This is a genomic window from Rickettsia sp. Oklahoma-10 (assembly GCF_039954865.1).
Taxonomy (GTDB): Bacteria; Pseudomonadota; Alphaproteobacteria; order Rickettsiales; family Rickettsiaceae; genus Rickettsia; species Rickettsia oklahomensis.
In genome coordinates, this window is sequence record NZ_CP157197.1 from 501328 (window position 1) to 514554 (window position 13227).

Below are 13227 nucleotides of genomic sequence, written 5' to 3' on the forward strand. Positions count from 1 at the left end.
GGTCAAGCCACAGTACGACATTTTAGAGAGCAAGTAATTTTTAAGGAAAAGTATTTATGAGCGTAGTAAATTTTTACGGACAATTAAGTAATACTCAACAATTTGATCAGATAAGGATTAATATAGCAAGTCCTGATCAAGTACGTTCGTGGTCTTTCGGTGAAGTAACGAAGCCTGAAACAATTAATTATCGCACTTTTAAACCTGAAAAAGATGGGTTGTTTTGTGCAAGAATTTTTGGTCCGGTAAAAGATTACGAATGTCTCTGCGGTAAATATAAGCGGATGAAAAATCGTGGTATTATTTGTGAGAAATGTGGTGTTGAAGTTACGGTTTCTAGAGTAAGACGTGAAAGAATGGGGCATATAGAGCTTGCAGCTCCCATTGCTCATATTTGGTTTTTAAAGTCGCTACCTTCAAGAATTAGTACGCTTCTTGATATGACAATGCGAGATTTGGAAAAGATTCTTTATTTTGAAAATTATGTTGTAGTTGATCCAGGGTTATCAATTTTACAAAAAGGTGAACTCTTAACAGAGGAAGAATTACAGAAAGCAAAAGATAAGTATGGTGAAGATGCATTTACTGCCTCTATAGGTGCAGAAGTAATACAACAAATGCTTAAAGAGCTTGATTTTGCGAAGTTAAAGCAAGAGTTATACGCAGAATTACAAAATACAACTTCAGAGGTAAAAAAGAAAAAATTAGTAAAACGTTTAAAATTAGTAAAGGATTTTTTAGAGTCGGAGAACAGGCCGGAATGGATGATTATAGATGTTTTGCCAGTGATTCCTCCTGAAATTAGACCACTTGTTATGCTTGATGGAGGAAGGTTTGCTACTTCAGACTTAAATGAGCTTTATCGAAGAGTAATTAATAGGAATAATCGTTTAAAGAAACTAATAGAGTCAAAAGCACCTGATATAATAGTCAGGAACGAAAAAAGAATGTTACAAGAAGCAGTAGATGCGTTATTTGATAACGGTCGTCGTGGGCGAGCAGCAAAAAATGCTAATAAGCGTTCATTTAAGTCATTAAGTGACATGCTTAAAGGTAAGCAAGGTCGTTTCCGTCAGAACTTGCTTGGTAAGAGGGTTGATTATTCAGGGCGTTCAGTTATTGTGGTAGGACCTGAGCTTAAGCTTCATCAATGCGGCTTACCTAAGAAAATGGCTTTAGAGCTATTTAAGCCGTTTATTTATTCTAAGCTTGAGTTGTACGGCATCGCTACAACTATTAAAGCTGCTAAAAGAATGGTAGAAGCTGAAAAACCTGAAGTTTGGGACGTGCTTGAAGAAGTGATAAGAGAGCATCCAGTTTTACTTAATAGAGCTCCAACGTTACATAGGCTTGGTATTCAAGCATTTGAACCTCTATTGATAGAAGGTAAAGCAATTCAGCTTCATCCGCTTGTTTGTGCTGCGTTTAATGCAGATTTTGACGGTGATCAGATGGCAGTACATATCCCGCTATCGATTGAGGCACAGCTTGAAGCTAGGGTATTTATGATGTCTACGAATAATATCTTAAGCCCTGCTAACGGACGTCCTATTATTGTACCGGATAAAGATATAGTACTTGGTTTATATTATCTAACCCTTGCATTTGATAATGAAGTAGGTGAAGGTATGATGTTCTCAGATTTAGCTGAGATGGAACATGCTTTATATAATAAATTTATAACTATTCATACAAAAATAAAATATCGTAGAAGTCAGTTAAATGCTGAAGGTAAAATTGTTCCTGTTATAATTGATACTACTTACGGTAGGTTAATGGTTGGTGAGTTATTGCCTTCTAATCCTAATATAGAGTTCAAGTTTATTAATAAACAACTAACTAAAAAAGATATATCATTAGTTATAGATTTAGTGTATCGTCACTGTGGTCAAAAAGCTACGGTAATTTTTGCTGATCAGTTAATGAAACTAGGCTTTAAATATGCTTGTTCTTCAGGTATTTCTTTTGGAATGGATGATATGGTAGTGCCAGAATCTAAGAGTACTCATATCAATGAAACTCAACTTGAAATAAAAGAATTTGAACAACAATATTCAAACGGTTTAATTACTTATGGAGAAAAATATAATAAAGTAATTGATGCTTGGTCGAGATGTACTGATAGAGTAGCAAACGATATGATGAAAGAGATTGCTACGCCGCCGATTAATGATAGTCCAAATCATCAGAAAATAAATGCTATATATATGATGGCTATTTCTGGAGCAAGAGGTTCTTTCCAGCAAATTAAGCAGCTTGGCGGCATGCGAGGTTTAATGACTAAGTCAAACGGTCAAATTATACAAACTCCTATTATTTCTAATTTTAAAGAGGGATTAACTGAGTTTGAGTGTTTTAATTCTGCTAACGGAATGCGTAAAGGACAAATAGATACGGCTTTAAAAACTGCAAGCTCAGGTTACTTAACAAGAAAATTAGTAGATGTTGCACAGGATTGTATTATTACAGAGAAGGATTGCGGAACCGATAAAGGAATTGAAGTTAAGAGTGTTATTGAAGGTGGAGAAGTTATAGTATCTTTAGCTGAAAAGATTTTAGGTCGTACTGCTGCTATAAATATATTTCATCCGGTAACTAATGAGCTAATCCTAAATAAAGGCGAGCTTATTAATGAAGCAAAATTAGAACAGATTGAGTCGGCAGGATTAGACAGAATGATGATCAAATCCGTATTAACCTGTGAAAGTACTACCGGTATATGTAGCATATGTTATGGTAGGGATCTTGCTACCGGTACATTAGTGTCGGAAGGTGAAGCAATCGGGGTTATTGCTGCTCAATCTATTGGTGAACCAGGTACACAGCTTACAATGAGAACTTTCCATATAGGAGGAGCGGCAACAAAAGGTGCTGAGATTTCTTCTATAGAAGCTTCTTATGATGCAAAAGTGAAAATTATAAGCCGTAACGTTGTTATTAATTCCGAAGAACGTAAAATTGTTATGAGCCGAAATTGTGAGTTATTATTGCTTGATAACAGTGGTAATGAAAAGGCATGTCATAAAATTCCATACGGTGCTAGATTACTTGTTGATGACGGTGATATGGTTATTAAAACTCAAAAACTAGCGGAGTGGGATCCGTATACTATACCAATTATCACGGAGAGGTCAGGTAAAGTTTTATTTAAAGATATGGTTGAGGGTATTTCTATTCGTGATGTAACTGACGAAGCTACCGGAATACCAAGTAAAGTTATTATTGAATCAAAGCAATATTCACGTGGTGCAGAATTACGTCCGCGTATACAGCTTTTAGATGTTAAAGGTGAGATTATAACCTTATCAAACGGTTTAGAAGCTAGATATTATTTGCCGGTTGGAGCAGTTTTAAGCGTTGAAGACGGAGTGCAGATATCAGTAGGTGATATTATTGCACGTATACCGAAAGAATCAACCACTACTAAAGATATTACCGGTGGTTTACCAAGAGTTGCCGAACTTGTAGAAGCAAGACGTCCTAAAGATCATGCAGTTATTGCTGAGGTTGACGGTAGAGTAGAATTTGGTAAAGACTATAAATCTAAAAGACGTATTATCGTACATCCAATTGATAACACAATGTCCATTGAATATATGGTGCCAAAAGGTAAGCATGTTGTAGTTAATGAAGGTGACTTTGTTAAAAAAGGTGATTTATTGATTGATGGTAATCCGGTACTCCAAGATATTTTAAAAGTAATGGGTGTAGAAGTTCTTGCAAATTATATTGTTAAAGAGGTTCAGGCTGTTTATCGTCTACAAGGTGTAAAGATTGATGATAAGCATATAGAAGTTATTATCCGTCAGATGTTACAAAAAGTAGAGATTACAGATTCAGGTGGTACTACGTTATTGGTAGGTGAAAAAATAGATAGACATGAATTCAATGAGATAAATGACAAAGCTATTAAAAATGGTTTAAAACCTGCTGAAGCACAATTAATATTACAAGGTATTACTAAAGCTTCGTTGCAAACTAGATCATTTATCTCTGCAGCATCATTCCAAGAGACTACTAGAGTTTTAACTGAAGCAGCTATTGCTGGTAAAGTAGATAAGTTACGAGGACTAAAAGAAAATGTGATAGTTGGAAGATTAGTACCTGCTGGAACTGGTTATTTTATGGAAAAAATGCGTAAAGCAGCCGTAAAGCTTGATGAAGAGAATGTTGTAAATGCTGACAAAGGGTAAGATCTTTAATCTTTTATACTAAATTAATGTTATGCACGTTTAGCATGTCATTCCTGCGGAAAGGAAATAGTAATCCATAATTTAAATATTTTAAGATGGATCTGGCTTACAAGTTGCAGTATGATAACTGATAAATTGAGATTATTACCAAAAGAAATAGAAAAAATAACCTTAATATTGGTACAAAAGTTACATATTTGATAAAATTTTGTTATATGTTTTACTGGATTTTCACCTACACAGGAATGATATCAAAGCATTAGCTTATACCACCCCACGTGATCCTTTTTAGGCAATGCCAAATTGATTAATATAAAAAACCATCTCTAATAGCAAATTTACAAAAATATTTTAAGCTTAACAAGAGATCGGTGCTATTAAATTTTCATAGTCTTGGCCTAAACAGGAGATGGACTGTTCTGAGATGTACCTATTATTGTTGTCATAATTATAATTACTGTATAATTGTAATCGTGTTAAATCCTCAATACAAGCGTTTTTAAGGATTGCTTGATTATGACGTATCTGGTATTCTGCTAGATAATTTTCAATATAGACTTTTTGTAATTCCTGACAAATTCCATCATATAAAGCTTTAAGCATTATTAAGCTTATTAATGGGTTAGTATTAACTTCTTCATATTTTTGATCATTAGCAAGAGGTATATTACTTACTTTATCTATTTGAAGAGTTTCTGATTCAGCATTGACTTTTTCTTCAAAATTTATCTTTGGGAACAGAGCTTTTACATCTGTTATTTCAAGTTTTCCTCCTTTTTTACCTACTTCATAAGCTTTGGAAACAATTTTTTTGTAGATTATGTTAATTAATTCTCGTTTTGTTTGTACTTCATAAGAATAGTGGATTCCTCCTTCATTCCAAAATTTAAATATTTTAGAAAAAGTAGGAATATATTGACCGATCTTTGCTAAAAATTTTTGTACAAATGTATGTTCAATGAGAGGCGCTAATGTAGGATTCTCTTCATATTTTTTAAATACATACTCGACAATTTTAAGTATATTTTGATCTGTTTCTATTTCATCAGGTAAGCCATGTAATATTTTTTTTGCTATTGCTTGATCCATCTTCTTATGCAAAACATTAACCCCAATCCATGTCCATGAGGGATTAGCTGTAAAACAGAACTTTATTGCATAAAATGTTAGTGATATAGGTAGAGATAATAGCTTTAAATAGCTAAGGCAAGTATATCGTATTGGGTGAGGCGTGAGACTATAAACCTCACCCATATCACAGGTTAACTCACATGATTTTTTAATCATTGTGTATTTCTGTTTAATTAAGTAAGAAGTGATGTCTTGTGTCATATCGGTTACTTAAATTGAACAATCTTATCAGTAAGATATAAAAAATATTAACATTTGTCAACTAGTATTTAATGAGATTTTTAAAATCAATTATAATACTTGCAAAGTTTTATCAAGATAAATAGAATTATCGCTAATAAATGTACTCTTATGCTTTCAAGAATTGCTTGTTCCTTTTTAAGGATTTGCATCCTTACCTATTATTCAGTATAGGCTATGTATGGGTGTTTATCTCTCCAAATAAATATTAAGTTCTTGAAATCATTTTTAGTAAGTTAATATAAGGAATAGTTATGCTTAATGTAAATTTTACTAATGAACAATCGTTTAACAATCAAGGTTTAGTAGTTTTTATTGATGAACAGTTAAAACTTGATAACTATTTAGTAGCACTTGATCAACAACATCATGGATTAATTTCTAAAACTATTGCAGATAAATTACAATTTACTGGTAAATATGGACAGATCAAGGTTATTCCGTCCTTCATGATTAGATCAAGCGAGATTAAATATTTGATAATAGCAGGGCTTGGGGATGAAGACAAGTTAACTGAATCAAAAATCGAAGAGTTAGGCGGCAAAATTTTACAGCACGCAACTAGTGCTAAAATTTCTACTATCGGCTTAAAAATTCTAAATAGAATAAGCAGTTTTCCATCTTACACATTTGCATCTTTAATTGTTAGCGGTGCACTTCTTGCTTCTTACAGATTTGATAAATATAGAACTACCTTAAAAGAAGTAGAAAAGTTTGTAGTGGAATCAATTGAAGTTTTTACCGATAATAATACTGAAGCAGCAAAATTATTTGAAATCAAAAAATTAGTTGCTGAGGCAGTATTTTTTGCAAGAGACATAAGTAATGAACCGTCAAATATTAAAACTCCGCAAGTCTATGCTGAAAGAATAGTTGATATACTTGAACCGCTGGGAGTAGATGTTGATATTATCAGTGAGCGTGAGATGAAAAATCTTGGTATGGGAGCATTACTTGGTGTGGGACAAGGTTCACAAAACGAGTCAAAGTTAGTGGTTATGGAGTATAAAGGTAGTAGTAAAGATGCTCCTACTGTTGCTTTGGTTGGTAAGGGAGTGATTTTTGATACAGGTGGTATTTCCTTAAAACCATCAAGTAATATGCATTTAATGAGATATGATATGGGAGGTTCTGCAGCAGTTGTGGGTAGCATGATTGCAGTTGCCGGTCAAAAATTACCTGTAAATATAGTCAGTGTTGTAGGGCTTGTAGAAAATATGCCGTCCGGTAACGCACAGCGTCCAGGCGATGTGGTAACTACCATGTCAGGGCAAACTGCAGAGGTTTTGAATACTGATGCAGAAGGGCGTTTAGTATTGGCTGATGCTGTTTGGTATGCACAAGAAAAATTTAAGCCTAAATGTGTGATTGATATTGCAACTCTAACAGGAGCAATAACTGTCGCGCTTGGTAGTACATATGCTGGTTGTTTTTCCAATAATGATGAGTTAGCAAGTAAATTAATAAAAGCAGGGGAAGAAGTTAATGAAAAACTTTGGAGAATGCCGCTTCATGATGAGTATGATGAAATGATTAGCTCCGATATAGCCGACATGGCAAATATCGGTAACGTACCAAGCGCGGCCGGAAGCTGCATAGCTGCACATTTTATTAAACGTTTTATTAAAGATGGAGTAGAGTGGGCCCATTTAGATATAGCAGGCGTTGCAAATAGTAATAAAGCTTCATCGCTTGGTCCTAAGGGGGCAGTGGGGTATGGTGTTAGACTACTTGAAAAATTCATCAAAGAATATACTCGATAAACTTCAAAATTGGCTATGTCGTTCTACAAGTACTGCGGTACTCACGTATTAATTATACACTCCGTTCCTACTTTTGTGAACCTCTTATGCTTTTTGAAATTGATCTTCGTAGCTACTTTGCGCTTACTACTAGTTATGCTTATTCTTTGTTTTTTTAGTATCATATACTCCTAATAAATGAAGAATAGTTAGAATAAAACATAATTACATGTGTATTTGAGATGGAAACAGCTTTTTATCTCAAATACATATTATTTTAAACTTCTTTCAACAGGAATAGTAATATTACTTTTGAAAGAAAAGAAGTATGTTATGAACAGTAAACCTTATATTTTTGTTATAGGCAATGAAAAAGGAGGAGCAGGTAAAACTACCTGTTCTATGCATCTAATAATAGCTCTGCTTTATCAAAATTATTCGGTAGTAAGTATAGATACCGATTCACGTCAAAGTTCTTTAACAAATTATTTAAAAAATCGAGATTTATATAATAAACATAATCCAGATAAACCTGTATTAGTACCGAAACATTTTCATATACCTGAAAGTAAAGTAGAAGAGCAAGCAAAGAATTTTGAGCAGGTACTCAAAAATAATAAGTATGCCGATTATATAGTGATTGATACCCCAGGTAGTCATACTCCTTTATCAAGACTCGCTCATTCTTATGCTGATATGATTATTACACCGATTAATGATAGCTTTCTAGATTTAGACGTGATAGCAAAAATCGATAGCAAGGACGAAATTATTAGCCCATCAATCTATAGCCAAATGATTTGGGAACAGAAAATAGAGCGTGCTAGTCGTGATAGAATCAGTATAGATTGGATAATACTTCGTAATCGTTTAAGTAACCTTGATGCATTAAATAAGAGACGTGTAGGAAATGTATTAACTAAACTTGCTAAAAGAATTAACTTTAAACTTGCAGAGGGATTTAGCGAACGTGTAATATATAGGGAATTATTTTTGCAAGGTTTAACATTACTTGATCTAAACATTGCAAAATATGATAGAGCATTTCATAGCTCACATTTGCTTGCACGTCAAGAATTACGAAATTTTTTAGACTTTTTAGGTATTAAGACCATGTTTAAAGGTTAATTTCTATACAAGTTTTTCTTGTACAAAGTTAAAAAATATATATTATGAATTAATATGTTTTAACTTTTAAAAAGAAACACATGCAAAATATTTCTGAAAATATTTCACCGGAACAACGAAAGGAAGCGAATGAGCTTATTAATAAATATAAAAATTTAACTCCGGAAGCACAAAAAGAAGTTGATAGAAAACTTGAATTACATTTTAGAGAAAAAGAGCTTGAACGAAATGAACTTCAGTTAAGAATGAATAAGATATTTCGTAATCTATCAAGCGAAAATAAAGAAAAATTACAAGTAAATAATAATCCTATAAATAAAATTAAAGAGGAGTTATTACCATTAATTAAAGGAATAATAAATTTAGTAGAAAATGTTGCAGAGATAATTAAAAATCCTAAGAAAGCAATATATGAATGGATTAAAGGTGAGTTAAATCAAGTAAAACCTCAACAACAAAATCATATCCAATCATTGCCAAAACAAAAGAATGTTTCTACTTTATTAAGATAAATTTTTTGTTTTTATTTGCGAAAATCCACAATTTTATGTATATAAATTATAGATAGTGGAAAGTGTATATAAAAAAATAAAAATGCATAAATATAGAACTCATAATTGTAATGAATTACAAATATCTGATGTAGGAAAAGAAGTTAAATTGTCAGGTTGGGTACATAGAAGAAGAGATCACGGTAATATAGTTTTCATAGATTTACGTGATCATTATGGTATAACTCAAATCGTATTTACAGATCAAAACCTTCAGCTTATGGAGACGGCTAGTCGTTTGCGTTATGAGTCAGTCATTACGGTTATTGGTCAAGTTGTAGCAAGATCAGGTGATACTATTAATGAGATGCTTACAACTGGTCATATTGAAATATTAGCCGGAGAATTTATTGTCGAATCAGCAGCAGATACTCTACCTTTTGTCATTAATACCGAAAAAGATGCTCCGGAAGATTTGAGGCTTAAACATCGCTTTTTAGATCTTAGACGTGAGAAATTACATAATAATATAATACTCCGCTCGCAAATTATTGCTTATATTCGTCATTTGATGATGGCAAGAGGTTTTACTGAATTTCAAACGCCGCTTCTAACGGCTAGCTCACCTGAAGGAGCTAGGGATTTTTTAGTACCTAGTAGACTGTATCCTGGTAAGTGTTATGCACTACCGCAAGCACCTCAACAGTTTAAGCAGCTTTTAATGGTTTCGGGGTTTGATCGTTATTTCCAAATTGCTCCTTGTTTTCGGGATGAAGATGCAAGAGCTGATAGATCCCCCGGTGAGTTTTATCAGCTAGATGTAGAAATGTCTTTTGTTACACAGGAAGACATATTTAGTACTATTGAGCCTGTGATGCATGATTTATTCACTAAATTTACAGACAAGAAAGTATCAGAAAGTCCTTTTATCCGTATCCCATATAATGAATCTATGCTAAAATACGGCTCTGATAAGCCTGATTTGCGTAACCCTATTATAATTGCTGACGTAACAGAAATATTTAGAGATACTGATTTTACGATTTTTAGAGAAAATATTACAAAAGGTAGTGTCGTTCGTGCAATTCCTGCGCCTAAAGCAGTAGCACAACCTCGTAGTTTCTTCGATAAAATGATAGAGTTTGCTATATCTGAAGGAGCAGGAGGACTTGGCTATATCCAGTTTAGTGAAAGCGGTAAAGCAAAAGGACCGGTAGCAAAATTCTTAAGCCCGCAGCAATTAGAGAGTTTAAAGGCTACTGCAAATATAAGTAACGGTGATGCCGTATTTTTTGTTAGCGATAGAAAAGAAAAAGCTGCTAAACTTGCTGGTAAGGTTAGAATAAGACTTAGCGATGAGCTTGATTTACTTGAAAAAGATTGCTTTAAATTCTGCTGGATTACTGATTTTCCATTCTATGAATTAAATGAAGAAACAGGTAAAATTAATTTTAGCCATAATCCGTTTTCTATGCCGCAAGGTGGTTTAGATGCTTTAGAAAATGCTAAAACAACTGAAGAGTTGTTAGAGCTTACTGCATACCAGTATGATATTGTTTGTAACGGTATTGAACTTTCCAGTGGTGCTATTAGGAACCACAAGCCGGAAATTATGTATAAAGCATTTTCCATAGCAGGTTATAGTCAGAAGGAAGTTGATAAGAGATTTGGCGGTATGATTAGAGCGTTTAAGTTTGGTGCTCCACCACATGGTGGAATAGCTCCAGGAATTGACCGAATTGTTATGTTGCTTGCAGAAGCCACAAATATAAGAGAAATAATTGCATTTCCCTTAAACCAACAGGCGGAAGATTTACTTATGAACGCCCCAAGTTATATAGAAGATAAAGCTCTAAAAGAGCTAAGCATTATGCTCTTACCGTCTGCTAAAATATAGGTTTGTTAGGCTCTTGAAAAATGTTCCGATGTCATACCGTTGTCCACAGTAAAACAAATATTTATGGATTTCGCTATAAGCTTGGTATTGCTATATGATCTCGGTATAGCAGCAATTGGATGTTATTCCCACAAAAGTGGAAATCCAGAAATTTATTTAAGCTTAAAATTTAGTGTGTTTATATTTTCTTCCGCAGGAACGACATAAAGAGTATTTTTTGATCCATGCGGCAAACAACACTTAAAGCTGCGAACCTGGCATCATGGGCTACACTACACATGATTTTTGCTCCTAACTTAGGGTTTAAATACGATTTACCGCTTCTATTTTATCATTTTTTTTTGATTTTATTCAAGGTGTAGAATAAAAATTAACTTTTTAATACCGATATTAATTTTAATAAATTCAGGTAAAAGATCAGCTATTTCTTGCCATCTTAATAACTCTTGTTCGTGCATATGCATATACTTCATAAAAAATTGTAAAATTCCATGCTAAGCATTGTCTTTCAATTTTTGATCAGATATATATCATGCACTTTTATAAATAATTATTAATCTAAGATTTTTAAGTTCAATCAAATAACTCCTAATAAATTACGGGGAGCATTATATTTGTCTGTTATAAACACGGATATATAAAAGGAAATTTCTTATTTTCGTTGTTTTCATATGATATTCAGCAATGTTTAACATACTTAAACAAATGAAAATCCATATAATAATCAGATTTACTTTGATGTTCTAATAATAAAAATACTGTCTTTTACTGCAAAAATTTAATTGAAAATAAAATGTCCAATATGGAATTTTATATCCACAAAACTTCTCCATTTTAAGAGTTTCAAAGGAAAGTAATTAATGTTGTGTATATGATGCAATAAACGCATTTCAAAAAACTCTTTAGCAACTATCAGATTGTCAAATACACCGCTTACAATCTCATCATGTTTAGGATCTTTCTTTTTTGACATAATATAAATTTATGAAAACACTTTTCCAAGTCTGCTACTTAACAGATTTTTAGGGTTCATTTTATTTGCTTTTTTCATCATATCGCTTATTTGCTTATATCGCTTTAGTAAAATATTGACCTTTTGTACTGTAGTACCAGCACCTAAAGCTATACGTTTTCTGCGAGAGGCATTAATTATATTAGGATTCTTACGTTCTTTCGGTGTCATAGATAAAATAATTGCCTCTTGATGTTCAATTATTTTATTATTTAGTTTTGACTGATCTATTTGAGCCATAATTTTACCGCTACCTGGTAACATGCTAAGTATGCTTCCAAAGCCTCCCATTTTTTTTATGCTTCTCATTTGCTGCATATAATCATTTAGATCGAATTTACCTTTTTTTAATTTAGCAGCTGTTTTTTCTGCTTCTTCTCTATCAACGATACTAGCTGCTTTTTCAACAAAGGATATAACATCGCCCATATCAAGTATTCGAGAAGCTAAACGTTTAGCATCAAACTCTTCTAAATCGGTTAGTTTTTCACCGCTACTCAAGAATTTAATTGGCTGTTTGGTAATATATTTTACACTAAGTGCTGCACCACCCTTAGAATCACCGTCAATTCTAGATAAAATTAATCCTGAAATTTCTAACTTTTCATTAAAGCTACTTGCCGTAACTACTGCATCCTGCCCTGTCATACTGTCAATTACTAATAAAGTTTCCGTAGGCTCTACTATCTTTTTTATTGATAACGCCTCTTCCATCATCTCTTTATCAATTTGTGTTCTACCGGCAGTATCATAAATTACTACATCATAAGCAGAGAGTTTAGCTTCAGCCATAGCTCTTTTGACAATATCAAGAGGTTTCTCACCTTGCACAATAGGTAATGAATTAATCTGTATTGAACTTGCAAGTACAGCTAACTGCTCTTGTGCTGCCGGTCTGTAAGTATCCAGAGAAACAAGTAAAACTTTTTTATTTTGATTTTTAAATCGTAAAGCAAGTTTACTACTCGCTGTAGTTTTACCGCTACCTTGCAACCCTACCATTAGGAAATTTACAGGCGGCTTTGAATTTAAATTTAGCTTTGTCTCACTTTCACCGGTAGCTAAAAGATTTATCATCTCTTCATGAATAATTTTAATTATCATCTGCCCAGGTGAAACAGACTTAATAACCTCCTGCCCCAGTGCTTTTTGTTTAACTGCTGCTATAAAATTTTTTATCACCGGCAATGCTACATCCGACTCTAAAAGAGCGACTCTTATATCCCGCATAGCAACATCTATTTGGGCTTCTGTCAAAATACCTGAGCTAATTAGTTTATCAAAAGTCTTAGTTAAATTTTGTGTTAAAGTTTTAAACATGTAAATAATTTGATTTCAATAGAGTGAACCTAATACTACGAGTAAATGCACAATAGTCAAAATAAAACATAAA

At 33.1% G+C, this 13227-nt stretch carries 9 protein-coding genes and 1 pseudogene; 5 read left to right on the forward strand and 5 right to left on the reverse strand.

The genetic code is table 11. The features are described 5' to 3' along the window. Positions 1 to 56 precede the first annotated feature (56 nt). Positions 57 to 4193, forward strand: coding sequence for a DNA-directed RNA polymerase subunit beta' (gene rpoC / locus AAGW17_RS02255; RefSeq protein ID WP_347939308.1), 4137 nt, complete (start codon positions 57 to 59; stop codon positions 4191 to 4193). 357 nt (positions 4194 to 4550) lie between these two features. Here rpoC and AAGW17_RS02260 read toward each other — a convergent pair whose 3' ends face one another. Then, a complete protein-coding gene (locus AAGW17_RS02260) occupies positions 4551 to 5525 on the reverse strand; it encodes a DNA-binding protein (protein ID WP_347939309.1) in 975 nt (324 codons plus the stop codon). A gap of 293 nt (positions 5526 to 5818) precedes the next feature. Here AAGW17_RS02260 and AAGW17_RS02265 point away from each other — a divergent pair, with 293 nt between their 5' ends. The 4 genes from AAGW17_RS02265 (at position 5819) to aspS (ending at position 10822) form a co-directional block, all read left to right on the forward strand. Then, positions 5819 to 7327 (forward strand): leucyl aminopeptidase, encoded by a 1509-nt coding sequence (locus AAGW17_RS02265; protein ID WP_347939311.1) that lies wholly within the window; start codon positions 5819 to 5821, stop codon positions 7325 to 7327. Between the two features lie 312 nt (positions 7328 to 7639). Then, a complete protein-coding gene (locus AAGW17_RS02270) occupies positions 7640 to 8434 on the forward strand; it encodes a division plane positioning ATPase MipZ (protein ID WP_347939312.1) in 795 nt (264 codons plus the stop codon). Positions 8435 to 8514: 80 nt separating this feature from the next. Then, positions 8515 to 8946 carry a DUF3106 domain-containing protein gene (locus AAGW17_RS02275; RefSeq protein ID WP_347939313.1) on the forward strand — a complete coding sequence of 144 codons (432 nt, stop codon included), beginning with the start codon at positions 8515 to 8517 and terminating at the stop codon, positions 8944 to 8946. An 82-nt stretch (positions 8947 to 9028) separates the two neighbouring features. Continuing rightward, positions 9029 to 10822 carry an aspartate--tRNA ligase gene (gene aspS / locus AAGW17_RS02280; protein WP_347939314.1) on the forward strand — a complete coding sequence of 598 codons (1794 nt, stop codon included), beginning with the start codon at positions 9029 to 9031 and terminating at the stop codon, positions 10820 to 10822. 347 nt (positions 10823 to 11169) lie between these two features. On the opposite strand, the gene AAGW17_RS02285 is transcribed toward aspS, so the two are convergent. From AAGW17_RS02285 to ffh, 4 genes and pseudogenes are all read right to left on the reverse strand, one after another. Then, positions 11170 to 11295 carry a hypothetical protein gene (locus AAGW17_RS02285; protein ID WP_347939315.1) on the reverse strand — a complete coding sequence of 42 codons (126 nt, stop codon included), beginning with the start codon at positions 11293 to 11295 and terminating at the stop codon, positions 11170 to 11172. 205 nt (positions 11296 to 11500) lie between these two features. Further along, positions 11501 to 11551, reverse strand: a pseudogene (locus tag AAGW17_RS02290) (hypothetical protein); the annotation flags it as partial. Between the two features lie 49 nt (positions 11552 to 11600). Beyond that, the gene (locus AAGW17_RS02295) at positions 11601 to 11795 is read right to left on the reverse strand and encodes a hypothetical protein (RefSeq protein WP_347939316.1); all 195 of its coding nucleotides are present in this window, start codon (positions 11793 to 11795) and stop codon (positions 11601 to 11603) included. A gap of 9 nt (positions 11796 to 11804) precedes the next feature. Next, the gene (gene ffh / locus AAGW17_RS02300) at positions 11805 to 13154 is read right to left on the reverse strand and encodes a signal recognition particle protein (RefSeq protein WP_347939317.1); all 1350 of its coding nucleotides are present in this window, start codon (positions 13152 to 13154) and stop codon (positions 11805 to 11807) included. Positions 13155 to 13227 lie beyond the last annotated feature (73 nt).